This window comes from Paenibacillus sp. FSL H8-0457, assembly GCF_038051935.1.
GTDB lineage: Bacteria > Bacillota > Bacilli > Paenibacillales > Paenibacillaceae > Paenibacillus_AQ > Paenibacillus_AQ lautus_A.
This window is the reverse complement of record NZ_CP150293.1, coordinates 4,115,527-4,138,359: the sequence shown is the minus strand read 5'-3', so window position 1 is coordinate 4,138,359 and position 22,833 is coordinate 4,115,527. Positions and strand designations below refer to the sequence as shown.

Sequence of the window (22,833 nt, the reverse complement as noted above, 5' to 3'; positions counted from 1 at the left end):
TAAAGCGCTTACAACCAAATCATTTGTTAAAGAAGAGGGGGATCGCATGAAAACGAAAAGCAAATTTGCAGGTATGTTGATGCTGCTGCTGGTGTTTGCGTTATCCGCTTGCAGCGGGGGCAGCAACGGAACAAACGGAGGGACTGCTTCAAGCAACCCGGACGCGTCGAAGCCAGGTCAGGAAGCGTCCACCGGTACGGACCAGAAGGAACCCGTCACGATTGAGTTTATGGGCCACGGCAATCCGAACGAAAAAAAGATTTTCGAAAAGCTGATCGCTTCCTTTGAGGAGAAGTATCCGCACGTCACGGTTAAATACACTTCGGTGCCGCCGGGCGAATACTCGCAGAAGATGACAACGCTGATCAGTTCAGGCAAAGTGCCGGACGTATTCTATGTCGGCGGTCCGGAGTTTTACCGTTTCGCCGAAGCCGGCACCCTTCTCAACATCCAGTCATACCTGGATCAGACGTCGTTGTTTAATCCCGATAACGTATGGAAGCAGGCCATGGACCGCTATCGTTTTGACGGCAGTAAGGTCGGGGCGGGCGATTTGTACGGCCTGCCGAAGGACGTAGGTCCGTGGGCTTTCGTATACAACAAGGATTTGTTTGACGATGCGGGCGTGCCGTATCCATCCGCCACGGCTGGAGAATGGACCTGGGACGACATGCTGGAAGCTGCCCAGAAGCTGACGGTCGACAACAACGGCGACGGAAAGCCTGAACAGTATGGTGTAGGCGCTTACAGTCTGGAATCGGCGGTTTGGGGCAACGGCGGCGAATACATCGATTACGCCACCGGCACGGTAAAGGTCAACGAGCCCGCATTCTATGAGGCGATGCAATTTGTTGCCGACCTGAACTTGAAGTATAAGGTCAGCCCGAATCAGGAAGCCGAACAAGCGATGAATGCGTATACGCGCTTCATTAACGGCCAGCTAGGCATGTTTGCGATGGGTCCGTGGGATCAGCCGGCATTTTGGGAGCTGCCTTTCGATTGGGATATTGCGGCATGGCCGGCAAGCCCGAACACGGGACAAACGGCGACCTGGCTCGGCTCAATGGGATTTGCCGTATCGGCAAAATCCAAGCACCCGCAGGAAGCGTTCGATTTGGCCGCCTTCTTATCGCTGGATGAGCAAGGCCAGCGCGAAAACTACCAGCTCGGCCAGGCGGTTCCCAACCTGATCAACATGGCCGAAGGCGAATTTAAGGAAATGGACAAAGGGCCGCAGACGCGCCAAGTCTTTCTGGACATTATCCAAGATTACGGACGACCAAACGTTATAGCTTTCTCCAAGGATACGCAATGGATGGATACGTTCAATCAGAACGCGAGTAAAGTATGGAACGGCGAGATGTCGGCCAAAGACTTTACGGCCCAAATCCAGCCGAAGATGCAGGAGCTGTACGACAAAGGCAATAAATAATGAAGCAGGCGGGGCGCCAGCCATGGATATCGGCGCCTCCCGCCGTATCAAGACGTCCTGATCAATCGAATACTGGCGAAGGTGGAATGGAATATGGGTACCAAGCTTGGCGGGTATCGCAGAAGAGAACTGGCATGGTTGTATCTGTTCGTCGCTCCGCCGGTTCTCGGGTTTCTTTTGTTCGGCCTTGTGCCGATCTTGTTCTCCATATATATCAGCTTTCACAAATGGGATATGCTATCCGATCCGCAGTGGGCGGGACTCGCAAACTATAAGGATCTTATGGGCGACGAGAAAGTGTACAAATCGATGTACAATACGATTTATTTAATGATCGGCATTCCGATCGGCATGGTGCTCTCGATGCTGCTGGCCATCCTGATGAACCGTAAATTCGCCGGCATCTCGTTCATGCGCACGATCTATTATCTTCCGGTCATTTCGCCGGTCATCGCCGTATCGCTGTTGTGGCAGTGGATATTAAATCAGGATTACGGCTTGCTCAACAATTTTCTGTGGGAAACGTTCGGCATTGCCGGCCCTAACTGGCTGGGTAAGCCGGAGTGGGTGAAGCCTTCGTTAATCCTGATCGGGCTTTGGAGCGGCATCGGCGGAAACATGGTGCTGTACCTTGCAGGACTGCAATCCATCTCCTCGACGTATTATGAAGCCGCGGAAATCGACGGCGCTGGCGCATGGCACAAGCTGACGCGGATTACCATCCCGCTGCTCACGCCTATTCATTTTTTCGTCGTGGTCATGGGCATCATCGGGGCGTTCCAGTCGTTCAGCCAAATTTACGTGCTGGCGGTAGACGGCGGGCCTGAATATAGCGGGGCCACGGTGGTCTATTATATTTTCCAGCATGCGTTCCAGTACTTTAACATGGGTTATGCAAGCGCGGTTGCCTGGGTGCTGGGCATTCTCATCTTTGTTGTCACGCTTATACAATTCAAGCTTTCCAATCGCTGGGTTTACCAAGACTAGGGGGGAAATCTGTGAAACGGGAAAAAATGACGGACCTCTGGTCGCTGCTGCTGCTGCTTTTCGGATCGATCTTTATGATCGCTCCGTTCATCTGGACCATCTCGACTTCGTTGAAGGATCGGCGAAACGTATTCGAAATTCCTCCGCAATGGATTCCAGAACCGATCACGTTCGGCAACTATGCGAAGGTTTGGCTGGAGTCGCCTTTGCTGCATGGATTCATGAACAGCTTGATCATCGTGGTGATCGTCCTGACCATAGGAATGCTGGTATCCGCAATGTCGGCCTATGCATTCGGCAAATTCGAATTCCCTTACAAAGGCATGCTCTTCATGGGCTTGCTCGGAACGATGATGATTCCGTATTCGGTGGTAATGATACCGCAGTATATCGGGTTTTCCAGGCTGGATTGGGTAGACACCTTGCTGCCGCTCATCGTACCCGGCCTGTTCGGCAACATCGTCGTCATCTTTTTCATACGCCAATATTTGCAGAGCGCGATGCCGACCGAATTGATCGAAGCGGCGAAGATCGACGGCTGCAGCTTTCCGGGCATCTTCTTCAAAATCGCGCTGCCGATCATGAAGCCGGCGCTCGCTGCCCAAGCCGCTCTCGGCTTTATGGGCATCTGGAACGATTTTCTCGGCCCGCTGATTTACCTGCATACGCCCGAGAAGCAAACGATTCAAGTGCTGATCGCTTCCATGCAGGCGATGTACATCGGCCAGTCGGATTATCCGATGATCATGGCCGCAGCCATCATTTCCATGGTGCCGGTGATCATCGTGTTCTTTTTCTGCCAAAGATACTTTATCGAATCGATGGCAATCAGCGGAATCAAGGGGTGAGGCGCATGCCGATAAGAATGCCGCGCCTGTCAAAAATCGCATGTTGTATCGGAGCGTTAGGTTTAGCGGCCGGATTGGCATTATCGGGATGCGATACAACCACGAAACCGGAGGCGGTCGATATGGAAATATACAATGAAATGTATGCCAATCCCTTTCCGTCGTTGGAGGAAGAATGGGAGGATTACGGCAACGGGGATCCGTATGTGCTGCGGCATGACGGCCGCTATTATCTATATGTGAGCACTAAGGATCATCGGACGGGAATCAAGGCTTGGATGTCGGACAATCTGGTCGATTGGAGCTATGCGGGGCTTGTGACGGAAGATCCCGTATCGACCGGGGCCTATGCCCCCGAAGTGATTTACTCGAACGGGTGGTTCTATCTATACACTTCTCCGGCGGGAAGGGGACATTACGTGTTCCGAAGCGAATCGCCGACAGGCCCGTTCGAAAGAATCTCCGAGAACGTCGGGATGAGCATCGACGGCTCGGTGTTTATCGACGATGACGGCTCCTGGCTGTTTACCCATGCTGGATCGTCGGGCATTGTCGGCGTTCCGATGGACGGACCCGCCGAATTCGGCGTCGGTCAGACGATTCCCGGGCCCTATCTGGGGCATTGGACGGAAGGGTCCATGATCATCAAGCGGAACGGTACCTATTACATGACATATACCGGGAATCATGTATTCAGCAAAGGCTACCGTATTCATTATGCCGTATCGCATGACTCGCCGCTCGGTCCGTACAACATTCCGGCCAACAATCCGCTCGTCATCAGCACTAAGCCGGACTTTTACGGGCTTGGCCACAGCTCGACGGTGATGGGACCCGATCTGGATTCCTATTATCTCGTCTATCATAACTTGACGGGAAGATCTCAGGAAGGCCCGCCTGTCCGGCGCATGAACATCGACCGGCTGGTATTCAACGGAGACAAGATGGAGATTCTGGGTCCTACGAATTACGATCAGCCTATCCCGAGAGGGCCGGTCTTTGCCGATCGGCTGGACGCAGACGCCATCGATGAGAACCGGTGGGAGTCGGAGAAATCGGAAGGAAGCGCTCGAATCATCAGCAAGGAGAGCACGAATCGCATCTATACGGCGGAATATAATTTGGTGCCGTCAAAGACGCGGGTCGCCGCATTGTTTGCCTATGAGGAGGCCAACCGTTTCGGGTTCGCCGAAATCGAACCGGAACTAAACCGACTATCCTTGGGCAGGATGGAGGATGGCAACCGTAAAGTGCTCGCCACCGCGGAGCTTCCGGAAGATACGGATTGGTCTAAACTGCACACGATTCGTATCGAACGAGGGAACGAGCGGCTTCGGGTCTACCTGGACGGCGTTGTGAAGCTGGATGAATCTTCGGAAACGTTCGGACCTGGCCGTATCGGGTATCGGTACGATAACGGCGTACCGGGATTGTCGTATACCGCATTCTCGAATCAAGCCGACGGCAGCAGTGACTTCGAAACGGCCAAGCCGCTTCCCGGCAGCATGGAAGCCGTGCATTATCTTAGCGGCGAAGGCAGGGGGTATGCGGTTCGTCAACCGTCGGAAACCGGCGCATGGCGTCATTCGGACGGAACGGCGATTCGGCAGGCGGAGGATGGCAGCTATTCGGCTGCGCTTACGGAAAAAGGCGATTGGCTGCGTTATGCAGTAAACGTTTCGGAATCGGGCACCTATGCGCTGGACTTGTCGGTCAAGGCTGACGCGGGGCCGGCAGCCTTTAAGCTGCTCGTGGACGATCAAAAAGCCGGAAGCTTTAAAATCGACGGCAGCCATGACGCCAGCAGCGAACCCTGGGTAAAAATTCGGGTAGGATCCCTAAAGCTCGAAAAGGGATTACATAGCCTTGCCATTCAATTGGACAATGGGCAGCTGGAGTGGAAAACGATGGAATTCGAGCTGGTCGATGATCAAGCATTCAAGATCGAACGTTTATTGGAACAAGCAAGTTCCGAGGATGTTCACGGCCGTTGGAACGAAACCGCCGGAAGTTATGCCGGAGCAGCCGATGCCGATGCCAAGATGTATGGAGGCAGCCGCCTTTGGTCCGACTACCGCATCCGGACGACCGTAACGCTGGGCGATGATCCGTCCGGTCAAGCGGGCTTACTCTTCCGGGTGACAAATGAGTCGGATTTCAGGGATCAAGTGAGCGATTCGCTGATGGGATATTTCCTCGCGGTCACCGCCACGAAACTGGAACTGTACAAACATAATTACGATTCCGAGCTGCTTCAAAGCATCAAAGTTGAGCTGGAACGGAACAAGCCCGTCAGCTTGCGCATCGAAGCAGTTCACGGGACGATCCGCGTCTTCGTCGAGGATGGAGAAGAGCCTGTCCTGACGTATGACGATCCCCAGGCCTTCATGCAGGGGAGGGTCGGCATTCGATCGGTTCATGCTGAACAGATCGGGCTTGGCGATTTAACGGTGGAATCCATAGGAACCAAATAGAAACGATAAACTAACAGAAGATGGAGAGTGGAACATAATGTCTAGCTCGCACAAATATATAAAGGACTATCCCAGACCGCAATTGGTACGCGAGGAATGGGTAAATCTGAACGGGGAATGGGATTTTCGCTTCGACGATGCTCTGGAAGGAGAAAGCGCCAAGTGGTACGAACGCCTTCAGGCTGACCGAAAAATCACGGTGCCTTTTGCGTACGAGACCAAAGCAAGCGGCATCGCGGATGAAACATTTCATCCTTGCGTATGGTATGAACGTAGTGTAGCCGTACCTGCCGAGGCAGAAGGCAAACGGATCATTTTGCATTTTCAAGCGGTCGATTATGCGGCGACCCTGTGGGTCAACGGCAGCAAAATCGGCATGCATGAAGGCGGATACGCAGCCTTTTCCTTCGATATTACGGAAGCAGTCGAGTTTGGACGCGAGAACAGGATTACCGTTCAAGTCGTGGACGGCAACAGCTGTACGCAGCCGCGCGGCAAGCAGCGATGGATGAAGGACAACTTCGGGTGTTGGTACGTGCAGACGACCGGAATATGGCAAACCGTATGGATGGAATACGTGAATCCGATTCACATCAGCCGGGTGAAGATAACGCCGGAACTGGAACGCGGGTCGGCGAATTTCGGCTATGAACTGGGCAATGCCGCGCACGGCTACGACGGGTTAACCCTCCAGACCATCATCCGGTTTGACGGGAAGCTGATCCGTTCGACGGAAACGAGCGTGGAACGCGGAACGGTAACGGTCGATGTAAGCGTCGTAAACGAAGCCGTGGGCGAATGGAAAGTCAAGCCGTGGCATCCGAACCATCCGAATTTATACGACGTCGAGATGATTCTGAAGCAAAACGGAAAGCCGATCGACACCGCCTATTCTTATTTCGGCATGCGGAGCATTCGGATCGCAGGGGACCAAATCATCTTGAACCATACGCCGATTTATCAGCGGCTGCTGCTGGATCAAGGATACTGGAGCGATACGCATCTGACGCCTCCGTCTGAGGAAGCGCTGCTGGAAGACATCGACAAAACGCTTGCGCTCGGCTTTAACGGCGTGCGCAAGCATCAGAAGCTGGAGGATCCCCGTTATTTATATTGGTGTGACCGCAAAGGATTGTTAGTATGGTCGGAAATGCCGTCGACTTACGAATTCGGAGACGATGCGGTCGAGCGGTTCACGCAAGAGTGGATGGACGTCGTCCGGCAGCATTACAACCATCCTTCCATCATCACCTGGGTGCCGTTCAACGAGTCTTGGGGAATTTCCGATATATCGACCAACCGCAAGCAGCAGCAATTTACGGAATCGATCTATCATCTGACCAAGGCTTTCGACCAGATGAGGCCGGTGATCGTGAACGACGGCTGGGAACATACGGTTTCGGATATCATTACGCTCCATGATTATGAAGAAATCGGTGCTATGCTGGAAGAGCGGTATCGGGACAAGGATGCGCTGTTAGGCAACCAAATCGCGCATAATACACACCGTTATCCATTCGCGCAGGGATATGGCTATCGGGGCCAGCCCGTCATCATCAGCGAATACGGCGGCATCGCTTTTACAAGCGAAGAAGGCTGGGGCTACGGCAATCAGGTCCGCAGCGAGGACGAATTCTTGAAGCGGTACGAAGGAATCACACAAGCGATCAAGAATTTGCCTTATGTGTGCGGGTTCTGTTATACGCAAATTACGGACGTGCAGCAGGAAGTGAACGGCTTGCTGACGGAAGACCGTAAACCGAAAGTAAACGTGGAAGCGATCCGAGGCATCAATCTGGCATGATCGTAGCCGGAGACGTATTCTCGCTTACCCGCGCATGATTGAAAAAACTCACCCAAGGGTGAGTTTTTTTTGTTGCGAGTACAAAGAAAATACATACCCATCGTTTGGATGCCTAACCGTAAACTCGATCGATCATGCAGACATAATCCGCCGTACAAGAGAATGTTGGAACGGGACATTTTTTGCAGTTTTCCTGCCAAACAAGAAATGACCAATAAACTCCTGTTCTTACTTTGCGGCTCAGTCAGGTATAGGGGACCTCGCGCTGGATATCGCCCCATGCCGGATCGGACATATTTTTCCTAACGTGCTCATGCAAGAATTGTCCCTGTTCTGCTGCCCTCAGCTTCATTATGGTAGACATACACCACAAGCCAAGGAGGGAATGGGGATGAAATGGTGGTCAACGAACCGTCTCCGATTGATCCAAAATAATCTTCGCGAGACGGACGCCGATATGGATGTGGATCTTTTGATTCGCGAGCTCAAGTCGTTCCAAGCGAATGTGCTCATGATGAATGCAGGGGGCATATTTGCGTTCTATCCATCATCGCTTATGCATCAATATGTAACGCCTTATTTAACCAAGGACCTTCTGGGGGAAGCGGTAGAAAAAGCCCATGCTAATGGATTGCGATTTATTGCACGGTTCGATTTCAGTAAAGCGCATGAATCGTTGTGGATGCGGTATCCCGAATGGTTTTACCGGGACCGTGAGGGGCGGGAGGTCAATTATAACGGCATCGTTCATACGTGCCTGAATGGAGCCTATCAGCAGGTGAAGTCGCTGGAGAGTATTCAAGAAGTGCTGGAGCGTTATCCGGTGGATGGGATTTTCTTCAATATGTTCGGCTACCAGCATTGGGATTACAGCGGGAATTTCTATGGTCCTTGCTATTGCCCAAACTGCCGCTTGCGGTTTCGCGAAGTAACCGGCGAAGATTTGCTGGCGTATACCGGTCCCGAACATCCGATGCACGAGCTGTACCGGTCCTTCCAGGAACGGACGTCAAGGGAAATGCTGGAGCGCATTCACGGATTCGTGAAGTCGCTGCGGTCCGATGTGGCCATTAGCACGTATCACCCACACCGGGTCGATATCGTCCGCAAGGAATCGAATACGTCGCTGAAAAGGAGCGGCCAGCCTTGGCTGTATTCAGCCTCGGAGAATGTTGCGTCCATACAAGACAGCTGGGATGACAAGCTGGTCAGCAACTGCAGCATTAACGCCATCGACCTGACCTACCGATTCACAGGAGTCTCCGAGAATGAAAATGCGATCCGTTTATATCAAAGCATCGGAAGCGGATCGGGGCTGGATTTCTGTATCATCGGGGCATTCGAAGGATACCCGGACCGGGCAAGCTTCGAAACGGTAAAGGATATTTTCAGATACCATGCGGAGCACGAGGAGCTGTTCGGACAGCTTGGCTCCATGGCTGAAGCGGTGCTCGTCAAGCCAGCGGCCCCCGAAGCAGCAGCGGAATATCAAGGTATGTTCAAAATGCTAAAGGAAGAGCACGTCCTCTTCGATGTGGTGATGGAAGAACAGCTGGTGGCCATGGAGTCCAAACTAATGCATATGCGAGCGGTTATTCTTCCCGGCGTTCAGGGATTGTCGGTGGCGGCGGCGCGAGCGCTGCATCGGGCGGCGGATGCCGGCGCGGTGCTGGTCGCAACGGGAAGCGCGCTGGAGCGGCAGCCGGAGCTGCTTAAGGAATGGTTCGCGGCCTCGTTCGCCGGCGTGAAACAATCGGAGCCGGGCGCATACCTGGACGTTTCGGACAAGTCGCATTTCCCCGGATTTGCCCATGGCCGGGACTGGATCGTCGCGGGCGGAAGCTTTGCCCGCGTTGCCTTTGACCCGGATACGACCGAGTGCCGATTGCCATTCATCGAACCGTCCACGTTCGGGCCGCCGGAGCGTGCCTACGGCCACCGCATCGGAGCAGATTACGGTTTGGGGCTGCACAGGCGGGTCGGCAAGCAGGGAACGGTCCGAACCGGCGTGTATATGCCTTGGAATCCAGGCGAGCTCTACTATCGCCACGGGTTCGAGGACTACAGGCAGGTAATGGCGGACGTTCTACATAACATCGTGCCGAATCGGGTTGCTACTACGAACGCACCTCCATGTCTAGAGTTGTTCGTTCACCGTTTGAAGGAGGGCGGATGCCTGGTTCAGCTGCTGAATCTCTCCGGATATAACGGGACGACTTTTATGAATCCGCTTCCGTTATATGATGTTCAGGTGGAACTGACCGTTGATCGCGTGGACGAAACCGCTGTAGCGAATGCGTCGGGGTCTTGGCCGCAAAAGTGGAAGCTGCCAAGAAACGCGGTAGCGAGGGGCAGGCTGCTCCGTGCCGAATCCGATGCGCAGGTGGAAACCTCGCAAGATCGCGTGACGGTGACGCTGCCGCAAATCGGCCGTTATGAAGCGGTTTGGCTTCAGGCCGTGCCTGTCGGCGATCGAAAGGAGCTGATCACCAGCGATGCCAAAGCCTAAATCTGCTATACCTGCCCAAGGGGCCGGCAGGGTCATCAAGCCGGGCCTAACGCTTCGCCCGAGCAGTCTCGCGTCCCGCATCGTCAAGCACCGCATCATTTATTTGCTGCTGTTGCCCGGGCTGCTCTTCTTCTTGCTGTTCAAAATCGCTCCGATGTGGGGGCTGCTTCTGGCCTTCAAAGATTATAATCCGTTTCTTGGCTTTGCCGGAAGCGAATGGGCTGGATTTAAGCACTTTGCGGATCTGTTCTCGAGCTCCAACTTCTATATTATGTTGCGGAACACGTTTGCGATCAATATGATCGCGCTGATCTTCCATTTTCCGCTCCCAATCCTGCTGGCCCTGATGCTGAATGAAATCCGGCATGAGAGCTTTAAGCGCCTGAACCAGTCCATAGTTTACCTGCCTCATTTCCTGTCGTGGGTCGTCGTGGCCAGCATGACGTTCTTTCTGTTGTCGACGGACGTGGGGATCGTCAATAAACTCATTGCCGAAAGCGGCAGGGATACCGTTTCCTTTCTGTCCAATCCCAATTACTTCTGGGGACTTCTGACCGCGCAAAGCATGTGGAAGGAGGCCGGATGGGGAACGATTATCTTCCTGGCGGCCATGGCGGGCGTGGATCCCCAGCGTTACGAAGCCGCCGTCGTGGACGGGGCGGGCAGGTTCCGCCAGATCTGGCATATCACGCTTCCGGCCATCCGGCCAACGATCATCATTTTGCTTATTCTTCGGCTGGGCAGCATGGCGGACACTGGCTTCGAGCAGATTTTGCTGATGATGAATCCGCTGGTGCGCTCGGTGGCGGAGGTGTTCGATACGTACTCCTACACGCACGGCATTCTTCAAGGGAAAATCAGCATAGGGGTGACGGTCGGCATGTTCAAGGGGCTGGTGGGGCTCGTCCTGATCGTGGCCGCCGACAAAATCGTAAAGCGGCTCGGCCATGAAGGCATTTATTAAGCCACCAAAGGCGTCTGCCGAATACTCATTATGCTAAACGAAAGGAGGAATTCCGCGTGAGCTTCGTTATCCGAAAAAAAGGGCTAAGCTTGTTCGATTGGATCAACTACAGTCTAATCACCATGTTCTCGGTCGCATGCTTGTTTCCGTTTCTATACGTGTTCAGCGTTTCCTTTACGGATCCCGAGGTCTATGTTCCGCTTAAATTTTATTTGTTTCCCGAGCAGTGGTCCTTGGAGTCCTACAAGTACATTCTATCGACCAACAGCTTTATGAATGCGTTTAAAAGCACCGTTTTCATTACGGTTGTCGGTACCGCGCTCAACATCGTCGTTTCCTTTACGATGGCCTACGCGCTGACGAAACGGTCCATGCCCGGGAATCGCTGGGTAATGGGGCTCGTCATCTTCACGCTGGTGTTCAGCCCGGGTATCGTGCCCAACTACTTGCTGGTCAAGGAACTAGGCCTGTTGAATTCCTACTGGTCCATGATCTGGCCGGGCCTGACCAACGCCTGGAGCTTGATCGTTATCAAAAGCTTCTTGGATTCGCTTCCATCCGAATTGGAGGATTCCGCGAAAATGGACGGCTGCTCGGATATGGGCGTGTTTTTGCGAATGATAATCCCGCTGTCGATGCCGGCGATCGCCACCTTCACCCTGTTCTTTGCGGTCGGGCATTGGAACGCCTATTTTAACGCCTTGATTTACTTATCGGATTCCAGCAAGTGGACGCTTCAGCTGTTGATTAAAACGCTGGTCATCGATTCCAATTCGGTGGCGGTGGCCCAGGCCGGGGCAAGCGACGAAAACGTGGTGCCGCAAGAGACCATCCGGATGGCCTCAATTGTACTAGCGATGGTACCGATCTTGGTTGTTTACCCATTTCTGCAAAAGCATTTTGCCAAAGGGGTGATGCTCGGGTCGATTAAGGGTTGAGGAAGGAAACGGCGCATCGATGCCCTGTGCATCGGATATGCAGCCGGTAGGATTGAAAGCGTTATCCTACCGCAAATTGGCGGGAAGGAGATAGAACTCTGCTTCAAGAACAATACATGGATGATGAGCATCCATAAGGAGGGGTTTACATGAAAAACACATCGAAGAAGGGAAGCTCGCATAGCAGCTGGAAGCTCTGGCTCGCGGCCCTCATGGCCGTCGTCATGCTGGCAGGCTGCGGGGGGCAGGCCGGCGAGAAACCGCAGAACGCCGGAGGATCGGAAGCAGAAGGCAATGACGGCAAGCCGATGACAATCAAAATGTTTGCCGGGCTCTATAACGAGATCCCCGACATGAACAATGACTATTGGAAGGAATGGGAGCGCCGCACCAACGTCAAGCTGGACGTGGAATGGGTGCCGTCGGGCGATCTGGACACGAAGCTGGATTTGCTGCTGGCCTCCGGCGATCTGCCCGAAGTCGTGGCCTATCAAAATCCGATCCGCCCCACGCTGATTACGGCGATCCAGAACGGCGCGTTTTGGGATTTGACGCCGTTCCTCGGGGATCTCAGCGAGTATCCGAACCTGAAAAGCAATCTCGCCCCGGATGCACTGAAATATTTGTCGGTGGAGGGGAGCATCTATGCGGTGCCGCGGTCCCGGTCCAGGATCGACGGCGGGTTGAAAATAAGAGAGGACTGGCTGAAGCAGCTGGACATTCCGATCCCTACCGATTTCGACGAATATAAAGAAGCGTTGAAGAAGATCGTCGATGCCGATATGGACGGCAACGGGAAGAAGGATACGGTAGGTCTCCTATATATCAATAACCCGCCCGCATCATTCCAGGCCGGCTTCGGCGTATACAATCCGACCTATACCGATGATGGCGGGCTAATGAGCCCGTCCCTTACGCCTCAGTACATCGAGATGGTGGAATGGCTGCGCGGACTGTACGCGGACGGCCTGATGTCCAAGGAATACGCGGTCATGAAGGAAAGCCAGGCGGAGGAGCTCTTCAAGACGAACCGCGCCGCTTCCTATGGACGTCCGATCTGGTGGGATCATGAATGGGAGCAGGCGATGAAGAAGTCCGGTCAGCCTGATGCCAAAATCCTGAACGTGACCTTGAAGGGACCGAAAGGGGATTATGCGGTCGGCCTGGAAACCGGCGTAGCCGGCGGGTTCTACATCTCCAAGAAGGTGCCGGAGGAGAAGGTGAAGCAGCTGCTCAAATATTTCGACCAGACGGCGTCCCAGGAAATGACCGATTTTGCCTATTACGGCATTGAAGGCGTCCATTACACCGAAAAGGACGGGCAGAAGGTGCTGACGGAACAAGGGGTCAAAGAAGTCAATACGACGAGCAAGGGAGCGGGCGTACTGGCTTATGCCAAGTGGGGCAAGGTGATCAGCGCTTCCGGAGATAAAGCCTTTAACGATGCCAAAATCAAAGAGGTGGAAAATTACGACGAGATCGGAAAAATCGACCACTATCGCGTCATCACGTCCGAGGGCTGGCGCAGCACATGGCCTAAATACAGCGACGAATATGCTTCCATGGTGACAAAGGCTATCGTCGGGCATATTCCAATGGAGGAGTTCCGCGCATACGTTGATCAGCTGAACAACCAGCCGGACATTCAGGAAGCGTACCAACAAATGGCCGAAGCATACAAGCAGTTCAACGGGGAGTAACGGACAGTCGGCTCGGGCGGTCTCGCATTCTGGAGCGAATATGTTGAAGAACGGGAGGAGACAGCATCGTTGAAGCCTCTGTTCAAACCGGCTGTCTCCGCCTAGCGAATCGCCCGTTTGTTGCCAGTTTGAAATGAGAAGGAGGTAAGGCAATGACGAAGGTTAATGAGGAACGCTTCTGGTGGCACAAGCCGCTGCGCGTCATCCAGCCCAATATGCAAGTCCAGGATACCGCCTGCATCGACCCGCCCCGGCTTGCCGCGCAGCTGAAGGAGATGGGGGCGAATGCGATGGTCTTCAATACAGGCGGCATATATGCCTGGTATGACACGCAGGTTCCGTACCATACCGTGAACGGATATCTCCCGGAGGGGCGCGATTTGCTCGGGGAACTGATCACGGCCTGCCACCTTGAAGAGCTTCGATTTATTGCCCGGTTCGATTTCAGCAAAGCAGATGACAGCGTGTACCTCCGAAGGCCGGAATGGTTCGTCCGCAAGGAGGGCGGCCGCCCGGAGATCATCGGGGCTGAACGGCCCGGACCGTGGCCGCTCTTGATGTCCACCTGCATCAACGGCGGCTACCGCAATGCGGATGTTGCCGCTCCGGTGCTCCGCGAAGCGCTGTCGCGGTATCCGATCGATGGCATTTTTTTTAATAACCCCGGTTATGTGTTCTGCCGATGCGAGCGATGCAGGCGTAAATACGCGGAACGGTACGGCAAGGACCTCCCGGACTCCCCGCAGGAGCTGGAGCCGGATTTTGCTGCAGGATGCTTCGATGACAATATGAAAGCGATGCATGACCTGATCAAGCAGGAGAGGCCGGAGGTGCCCATGATTCTATACTATAACCTCCACCGCGACAATCTGTCGAAGCGCGTTCAGATCACTGATATGCTGTGTACGGAGCCGCAGGACGTACTCTCGCTCGGCCATGCCTTGATCCCTGAATTCTGGAAGCCGGCTCTCAGCATCAAGGTGGGGCGGTCGGTTCCGGGCAGGCCGGCTCCGTTTGGCATCGTGCATTCCTGCCCGGGTATGGACTGGCGCCATACCGGGCTTCCGGTAGCGGAATACCGCTTCTGGCTGGCTCAAATTCCGGCCAACGGCGGTCAGATCTGGCACTCCGTCTCGGGCATACCCGATACGATCGAAGACAAGCGGATTTTGAAAACCGTAGCCGAGCTGAATCATCATGCCGCCAAGTTGGATGCCTATATGGACGGGGCCGTATCGGCTGCGGAAACCGCCCTGCTCTGGAACGAGCGCGGCGAGGCGCAGAGCTGGGCCGAAACGATGATCAACCGGCAAATCCCGTTTGACGTGCTGCTTCCCCAGAGCAGGAAGGATTGGGAGTTGGACCGCTACCGCGTTGTATTGATTCCCGAAGGAACTGAATATACCCCGTCCTTGATCCACGACTTGCGTTCGTACGTACATGGTGGGGGACAACTGCTTACGGAAGGGGCACTTCCTTCCGCTGCTGCCGACGCCGGCGTAAAGCTGCTCCATGATCTGCTCGGCATTTCGGATGAAGCCTTCAAAAGCGAATACCTGATTGCCTCCTATTTGCGGTTTCAGGAGCTGTCGTGCGAGATCAACCCGCTCCAGCAGGGAATGGATACGACGGCGCTGATTGCTCACCGCGGTTATGTGACTTATGCTCATCCGCGGAATGACGCGGTACGGGTGCTGGCGACGCTGGTGCCGCCGTTTTCTCCGCCGGAAAGCGTGGGGGCGCCGCCGGAACGGGCATCGCTGCCAGTATCCCGTACCGATCTGCCGCTTGCGCTGGAGCAATCGTGGGGTGCCGGACGCGCCATGTATTTCACGTTCTCGCTGGGTGCGCTGCTCCGCGAATTCAAGCTGCCCGAGCATGAGATGCTGCTGGCTAATGCGATCGACCACCTGCTTGACGGAAGGCCGCTGCTGTCCGTAACGACTTCGTATCCCGGACTGCAGGCGACCCTCTTCCGAAACGGGAGCGACCTGCTGCTTCACTTCGTGAACGGAGCCGGCCGCCGGCCGCTTGCAGCGACGCTGCCTCTGCACGACATCGAGGTCCGGCTGAGACCGGGGACTAGATGGCCTACAGGGAGCGGCTTTAAACTGGAGATGTTGATCGGCGGAGGCTGGATAGAAGGTTTCGCAGCGAACGACGAATTGAACTTCACCCTGCCGCGGCTGGAGGTTTGGGAGTGCATTCGGATCCCGCTGAATCCCACCGTTAACGCTGTTGGGGAAGGATAGAGGAAGCGGGAGGACGAAGTATAACAGGTGTAGGATCATCCGTAGAGAGTTGCGGATGGCACAGTGATCCCAGGGCAGTTCCTGCCGCGGGAACCGGAGGTGATAATTCGTGAAGTCTCTTTGGCAGCATATTCAGGCATCGTTCCTCCGCTGGTTCTCCGCGAACCGCTATCTGAAGCGTCTGATTTGGCTCGGATGTCTGTCGGCCGTAATTCCGGTGATCCTAGCCGGAAGCGCGTACTATCATTTCTCCATGAAAAAGCTGACGGTCCAGTTCCAGGAAAATAATATGGCTTCCTTGCTGCAGCTGAAGGACCGCGTCGAAAATATCATAACAAGCATCGAGCATGAATCGCTTCAGCTTGCCAGCGGTCCGCTGATTCGCAGCGCGCTGGAAAATCCCGAATATGAGACGGACTACATGCAGCAATTGGATATGCTCAAGCTGTTTCAGCTGCACAAAAATACTAATAACCTGATCGAAGACATCCTGTTTTACGATGTTCGGCACCGGCTGCTGCTGTCGCATACCTATGGCCTGGTCCACCTGGACGGGTATAAAGGAAAAGAAGATATTGAGCAAGCCCTGGCGAGGGAAGGGGGAGCGAGGTGGATGCACCTCCCGAAGTCGTCGGAGAACGGATACGTCTCTTACGTCCGCCATCTTCCCGTTATGGTGCAGGGCCAACCGAGAGGCACCATCTTCATACACGTGAAAGAGGAATCGCTTCGCAGCCTTTTGAACAATTACTCTCTTTCCCTGGAGGAGCAGTCGCTGGCCATTCTGGACTCCGATCACCGGGTCCTGCTGCATACGGATGGACGCAGCGAGATCGGCAAAACCGCGGATGAAGACCCAATTTTGGGGTCTTTGGTAGAGAGCGGGGAAACGTCCGGCCATGACGTGATGACCGGGGAGGACGGCAAGGAACTGATCGCCTTTTACAAGACGTCTATGGGCCGTCTATACGTGTCCCGGATGCCGGAGCGGGAGATGATCGAGCAATTGAGGTGGATCCGCGTCCTGATCGTCATGTCGGTGACCGTCTTCATGCTGATCGCGGTATTGCTCACCTGGTTCTCGTCCAAAATCGCGTACAATCCGATTCAGCAGCTCCTTCGTTACGGGGAGCATTTGAGAAGAGACGGCAGGAGCGGGGTGGAGAGCTCCGTCAAAGAGAATGAAATCGAATACATCCGCTCCTCCCTCAGCTACTTAAACGAGCAGGCGGAATCCCTGAACAGCTACATTCGAAAAATTCAACCGGATTTACGGGAACGGTTTCTGCAGCGTTTGCTGCTGTCCGGAAGCTCATGGCGGTCCGGCACACTGGAGGAGGGGTGCGCGAAGCACAAGATCCCGATGAGCGGACCATATGCCACGATGGTGGTGAAAGTCGAGAATCCGGTGAAAAAACGATTCATGCCTAACGAAGGTCCGGTCATCGTGTTTGCGGTTAAAAACGTCATGTCCGAGCTGCTGGCAAACAACCGGCAGCTGGAGGGCTACGTGGTGGACCGGGAGGATCGTGAAGCGGCGGCGATCCTGAGGCCGGGAGAGCCCGGGGCTTCCTCCCAGGAGTTCCGCAGCCTCCTCGCATGTTATGCGGAATCCGTCAGCCAGTCCCTGGCGCGCTATCTTTCTTTTTCCGCGTCCATCGGCATCGGCAATACTGGAACATTGACCCGGGCGGCAGAATCCTATAAGGAGGCGCAGCTTGCTCTGCAATATCGCCTGTTCCATGATGCCGATACCGTACTGTTTTATGAAGACATGATCCGCATCGAGCGTAATCCCGTGTTCATGTATCCGAAGGATATCGAATCGGAGATGATCGAATATTTGTGGAACGGGGATCTTCCGCAGGCGGAGGCGTCACTTCATGAATTTTCCCGGCGTATTCGGGTGTCGGAATCGTACAACGTGACCTCCCAGAGCTATTACGTGCTGCTCTCGGCCATAGTCCAGTCGATGGAGGAGAAAGGTCCCGGCGTGCTGGAGCTGCTGGGGGGTAACCTGTTCGACCAGCTGAAGGAGAACCAGACCTCCCGCGAAATGCATGACTGGTTCATCGGCGTGCTGTTCCCGCTGTACCAGGAAATCAGCCATGACTTGCGCACCCGATCCACCCGCCTGATCGTTCAGCGGGTATGCGGCCATATCTGCCGTCATCCCGATGGTGCTCATTCACTGGCGGACTGTGCCGAGCTGGTGGGGGTGAGCCCGTCGTATCTCAGCCGGCTGTTCAAGAAGGAGATGGGCATATCCTTTGTTGAATACGTCATGAACTTCAAAGTGCAGAAGGCGAAACAGCTGCTCAAGGATACGGATTACACGGTCACGGAGATTGCTGAAATCGTCGGTTATTCCGAACGAAACCTGAACCGGGCCTTTCAGCGATTCCTGCAGATGTCTCCACGGCAGTATCGGCTGTCGGTAAGATAGGAAAACAGCTTTTACAGACTCAGGCTTATATAGAATAAAAGGAGAGGATCACATGATGACAATCGCACCGAATCAAACGACCGTAGGGTTTATCGGCTTGGGCGTAATGGGCCACAGCATGGCAGGGCATATCCGGAAAGCCGGCTACCCGCTGCACGTTCACACGCGAACCGCCTCCAAGGCGGAACGGCTGGTGGCGGACGGGGCCGTCTGGCACGATACCCCGGCCAAGCTGGCGCAGGCCTGCGACGTAATCATTACGATGGTGGGCTACCCGAAGGATGTCGAGGAACTCTATTTGGAACCGGACGGGCTGGTGGCGCATGCCAGGGAAGGGGCATATCTGATCGATATGACGACGTCCAGTCCGCTGCTTGCCCGCCGCATTTATGAAGCCGCCTCGTCGAAAGGGCTCCATGCCATGGATGCTCCGGTCTCCGGCGGTGACGTGGGGGCACGTGAGGCGAGGCTGTCCATCATGATCGGCGGGGAAGAGGGAGACGTCAAGGCGGTGCAGCCGCTGCTGTCGACGATGGGAAGCAATATCGTCCATCAAGGGCAAGCCGGCGCCGGACAGCATACGAAGATGTGCAACCAGATCGCCATTGCCTCTAACATGATGGGAGTCTGCGAGGCGATGGCCTATGCGGAGAGCGCCGGGCTGGATCCCGAAACCGTGCTCAAGAGCATCGAGAGCGGAGCGGCGGGCAGCTGGTCGCTTAGCAATTTGGCTCCGCGCATGATTGCCGGGAATCTGGAGCCGGGATTCTATATCAAGCATTTCATCAAGGATATGGGAATCGCGCTGGAATCCGCTAAGGCGATGAACTTGGTTACGCCGGGCTTGTCCCTAGCCGAATCGCTGTACAGCCAGCTGGCCGAGAAGGGGCTTGAGGATAAAGGCACGCAGGCTTTGATTAGATATTATACGGGTGAATGAGATTCGGATTCTTTTGCCTCAATAACATAACAGTCTCAATTTCCCGGAAGGACGGATTGAGGCTGTTATTTATTCCAGGACATTAGGAAACTTATCAGGATAAAGTCATGAGCACTTAATTTTTGGCGATTACCGATTTAAGAGAAGCCTGTCCATGATGTCCGTCGGGATGTTGATATTAGGACCGTTGATTGATAACGGATTGCTCTTGCCCGTCCAACTGTTTTGATCTCCAATATGTAAGTGGTCGAAGCCAGCTTCCGCTGCCTGGAGCCGCTGCTTCGGATACAAGGCGGAAGAGATTCAAGATTCAAGCACTAGTCTGTAGATGATGCTACGATTTGATGTATACTGAATGTTAATTAGAATTGGAGGTTATTCTTACGTATGAAAGACATGAATGAATACGACACCTTTATTCAAATTGCCGAAGACTGCCCTGTCAGCGAGGCCGTCATTCCCAAAGCAAAAGGCGAGTCTAGGACCATACCGGTGATTCAGTATGAGATGCTATCGAACCACCCTTACCGATACACGCAAGAGGATGTGTTGTTCGAAGTGTTTGCCGAGCGCAATCAGATCTCGGAAACGGAAAGAGCAGCCGCACGCGAGAAGTTTTTTTCGAAAGGGCAGCCTTGTCTCCGAACCTCGTCCTTAGGCAAACGCTATGGCTGGGGGATTCATCATGACGCTGAAGGGAAAGTCGCAATCTACGCCGTAGAGTCAGACGAATACCTCAAACTCATGAACGATCAAAGCATTACTCAATGTAAAGCGATGCGCTCAAAGAAAGCCTAGGAGATGCACGGGAAGGATAAACTTTAACGGTAATTGAGCTCAGTAGGGATAGCTTTTCTATCATATACGTGCATACCAAGTCGCCTGATAGGCGGCTTTTTTGGTTTGCCAAAAAGAAACGAGTTTCATTCCTAAGATTTAATTTTCAATTAACATAAACCTGCATTCTATTCAATTATTCTTTTTTAAAATCAATCACGTAGGGTTATTAAACCGGTTTAATGATCAAGCAATCCATCAGAATCTGCTAGAGAAAGGAACAACGATAGATGGCTACCATTGATGACGTTGCCAGGATGGCTGGAGTATCCAAGGGAACCGTGTCCAGTGTGTTCAGCAAAAAAAGGCCGATCAGCCAACAAGTGACGGAGCGGGTATTAGAGGTAGCCCAAGAGCTGGGATATTTCCCGAATCACCTGGCCCGAAGCCTGGCGATCAAGAGGACGATGAGCATCGGCCTCAAGATACCTCTCCCGCCTGATGGGACGATGACGGCATTCGATACTCAGTTGATTAACGGTGTCATCAAGGAATGCTCCAAGCAAGGGTACCGCCTAGTTCTGGACACCTTGCCCGAGCAGGAGGATCCCACTTTATATTCGCAGGATCCTGTCGATGGCGTCATTCTGCTCAACCCGCGAAAAAATGATTTGCGAATTCAACGGTACCTGATGATGGGCACTCCTTTAGTGCTGGTGGGGCGGTCGGATCCTTATGACGATACGATCAGTTACGTAGATAACAACAATGCAAACGTGGCTCAAATGGTTGGAGATTATTTGCTCCGGAGCGGACATCAAACTGTTCTCTTCCTGAATGCAACCTCCGATATGACCGTGTCCTACGATCGACAACTTGGCTTGGCGGAGGCTTATAGCCAACACGGCCTGCCGATGCCCGAAGAGTATGTGGTTTACTATGACCACAAGCTGCATGCCAACGGAACGGAATACGGATATATGTCCATCATGAACACTTATGGAAACATGAATTATACGGCAGTCATTACGGATACGGATCGAGTGGCGCTTGGCGTGCTGAGGGCTGCCAGGGAGCTGGATATCGAGGTACCCGAACAGCTATCGGTCATCGCTCTCAGCAATGATGCTATTCTGGCACAGGATATGAATCCAAAGCTGACATCCGTGGAATTGTCGGCAGAGACGCTCGGAGCGGAAGCAGCCAAGCTGTTGTTCGAGAAAATAAGCGATAAACGTATCCACAGGCAAATCATCATACCCGCGCAGCTGGTTGTGAGGGAATCCTGCAAATTTCTTTCTTAACGACAATGAAGGAGTGGTTAGCTTGGTAAAAAGAATCAAGATCATGAGTGCAATCATGGCTGTATCTCTGTTCGGCGGGCTGCTTGCGGGTTGTTCCCCGAACGCAGGCAGCAGTAGTACACAGGAAGGCGGTAATGCCGCGTCCCAAGCTGCATCGAATGCTGAAGAACGTACGCTCAAAATCATGACGGGTGTCATCGGCGGCAAAACGCCTGAAGAGAATACGCAGTTCGAGCAGGAAATCGAGCGTCTAACCGGCATCAAGGTTACGATGAACAAGCCGGCTGCCGACTATGACCAGAAGCTGCTGGCAGCCATCGCTTCCGGGGAAAAGTTCGATCTGCTGCAGATCAGCAAAGAGAAAATGTCCACGTTCATGGATCAAGGAATTCTTACACCGTTGACCGATCAAGTGAACGGCTCCAAGGTGCTTTCGGATCCCAATGTCATTCCCGCCAAGGAGTGGGAACAAGTCAAGACGAAGGATGGCGAGATCTACGGCGTGTTCACCAAGTACCAAGGAGGAACGATGCCGATCGTTCGCAAGGACTGGCTGGACAAATTAAATCTGCCCGAGCCTGAAACGCTGGACGATTACTACAACGTCCTCAAAGCTTTCACCGAACAAGATCCGGACGGCAACGGCAAAAAAGACACGTACGGACTCAGCACGGCCGGCATGTACGAACTGCAGGGCTTCTTCAGCGCCGCAGGCCTGAAACAGCGATATGTCGAAACCGCTGACGGCAAGCTGGACGTTCCGTATTCCACGGATGCGGCCATCCCGGTTTATGAATGGCTGAACATGCTGTTTGAGGAAGGCATTCTGGATCCGAACTTCACCACGAATGACACCGGTAAAATGCGCGACCTGTTCCTTGCCGACCGCGTCGGAATGATTACGTATTGGGACGCTTGGGTCGGCATGCTGAACAACACGCGCCATGAACAAGACCCGAATACGGAATTCGAAGCGAAGGGCTTGCCGGGTGCAGCCGATGCGAACGGCAACCACATGCTGCGCAGGGGCGATCCGGACGTATGGGTTATACCCGTTAATGCGGAGCATCCGAAAACAGCTTTCGAATTCATTGAATGGTGGCATTCCGAGGAAGGGATAACCCTTGGCAGCTTAGGCATCAAGGATGTGGATTACACGGTTGACAACGGCAAGTTTACGCTGACGCAAACCGGTAAAGAGCATGCTTCCGACCATGGCGTTCCTTTCTGGTACAACCGTAATGTCGAAGCGCCTTTCGGTAAACTGCCGGGCGTGGAGGAAGCGCAGGATCTCGTCGATCAATACGCTGCTTTGGAATTAACGCCTTCCCATTGGGCAGATGCCGAGAAGATCATCAATGAACATTCCTTCAAAGCGATCATGGGCGAGATGCCGGCAGCCGACGCCGTAAAGAAAATGCGGGAAGCACTTAAAGCCGGCGGGTATATCGATTAAAG

The 22,833-nt window shown here is 53.9% G+C and carries 15 protein-coding genes; all 15 read left to right on the top strand.

What is annotated here, in order from left to right:
• Positions 1 to 46: 46 nt before the first annotated feature.
• The 15 genes from MHI43_RS18155 to MHI43_RS18085 all read left to right on the top strand — a co-directional run bounded on the left by MHI43_RS18155 (position 47) and on the right by MHI43_RS18085 (position 22,831).
• Positions 47 to 1,432 (top strand): sugar ABC transporter substrate-binding protein, encoded by a 1,386-nt coding sequence (locus MHI43_RS18155; RefSeq protein WP_015735776.1) that lies wholly within the window; start codon positions 47 to 49, stop codon positions 1,430 to 1,432.
• Positions 1,433 to 1,525: 93 nt separating this feature from the next.
• Complete coding sequence (locus MHI43_RS18150; RefSeq protein WP_015735775.1) at positions 1,526 to 2,419, top strand: sugar ABC transporter permease; 894 nt, start codon at positions 1,526 to 1,528, stop codon at positions 2,417 to 2,419.
• An 11-nt stretch (positions 2,420 to 2,430) separates the two neighbouring features.
• Positions 2,431 to 3,267 (top strand): carbohydrate ABC transporter permease, encoded by an 837-nt coding sequence (locus MHI43_RS18145; protein WP_015735774.1) that lies wholly within the window; start codon positions 2,431 to 2,433, stop codon positions 3,265 to 3,267.
• Positions 3,268 to 3,272: 5 nt separating this feature from the next.
• Positions 3,273 to 5,741, top strand: a complete 2,469-nt coding sequence (locus tag MHI43_RS18140) for a family 43 glycosylhydrolase (RefSeq protein WP_235201665.1) — start codon at positions 3,273 to 3,275, stop codon at positions 5,739 to 5,741.
• Between the two features lie 37 nt (positions 5,742 to 5,778).
• A complete protein-coding gene (locus tag MHI43_RS18135; RefSeq protein ID WP_015735772.1) occupies positions 5,779 to 7,545 on the top strand; it encodes a glycoside hydrolase family 2 in 1,767 nt (588 codons plus the stop codon).
• Between the two features lie 391 nt (positions 7,546 to 7,936).
• On the top strand, positions 7,937 to 10,054 hold the full coding sequence (locus MHI43_RS18130) for a family 10 glycosylhydrolase (protein ID WP_162164386.1): 2,118 nt from the start codon (positions 7,937 to 7,939) through the stop codon (positions 10,052 to 10,054).
• Entirely contained in the window at positions 10,041 to 11,018 is a 978-nt protein-coding gene (locus MHI43_RS18125) for an ABC transporter permease subunit (protein ID WP_015735770.1), read from the top strand. The genes MHI43_RS18130 and MHI43_RS18125 overlap by 14 nt, the downstream gene beginning before the upstream one ends.
• Before the next feature lie 56 nt (positions 11,019 to 11,074).
• The gene (locus MHI43_RS18120) at positions 11,075 to 11,956 is read left to right on the top strand and encodes a carbohydrate ABC transporter permease (RefSeq protein WP_015735769.1); all 882 of its coding nucleotides are present in this window, start codon (positions 11,075 to 11,077) and stop codon (positions 11,954 to 11,956) included.
• 149 nt (positions 11,957 to 12,105) lie between these two features.
• The gene (locus tag MHI43_RS18115; RefSeq protein ID WP_015735768.1) at positions 12,106 to 13,656 is read left to right on the top strand and encodes an extracellular solute-binding protein; all 1,551 of its coding nucleotides are present in this window, start codon (positions 12,106 to 12,108) and stop codon (positions 13,654 to 13,656) included.
• Between the two features lie 152 nt (positions 13,657 to 13,808).
• On the top strand, positions 13,809 to 15,908 hold the full coding sequence (locus MHI43_RS18110; protein WP_015735767.1) for a hypothetical protein: 2,100 nt from the start codon (positions 13,809 to 13,811) through the stop codon (positions 15,906 to 15,908).
• 109 nt (positions 15,909 to 16,017) lie between these two features.
• A complete protein-coding gene (locus MHI43_RS18105; RefSeq protein WP_015735766.1) occupies positions 16,018 to 18,354 on the top strand; it encodes a helix-turn-helix domain-containing protein in 2,337 nt (778 codons plus the stop codon).
• 55 nt (positions 18,355 to 18,409) lie between these two features.
• On the top strand, positions 18,410 to 19,294 hold the full coding sequence (locus MHI43_RS18100; protein ID WP_036661029.1) for an NAD(P)-dependent oxidoreductase: 885 nt from the start codon (positions 18,410 to 18,412) through the stop codon (positions 19,292 to 19,294).
• Positions 19,295 to 19,681: 387 nt separating this feature from the next.
• Positions 19,682 to 20,092, top strand: coding sequence for a DUF6157 family protein (locus tag MHI43_RS18095; protein ID WP_015735764.1), 411 nt, complete (start codon positions 19,682 to 19,684; stop codon positions 20,090 to 20,092).
• 269 nt (positions 20,093 to 20,361) lie between these two features.
• Complete coding sequence (locus tag MHI43_RS18090) at positions 20,362 to 21,375, top strand: LacI family DNA-binding transcriptional regulator (protein WP_015735763.1); 1,014 nt, start codon at positions 20,362 to 20,364, stop codon at positions 21,373 to 21,375.
• Positions 21,376 to 21,418: 43 nt separating this feature from the next.
• Positions 21,419 to 22,831, top strand: a complete 1,413-nt coding sequence (locus tag MHI43_RS18085; RefSeq protein WP_341283144.1) for an extracellular solute-binding protein — start codon at positions 21,419 to 21,421, stop codon at positions 22,829 to 22,831.
• Positions 22,832 to 22,833: the final 2 nt, after the last annotated feature.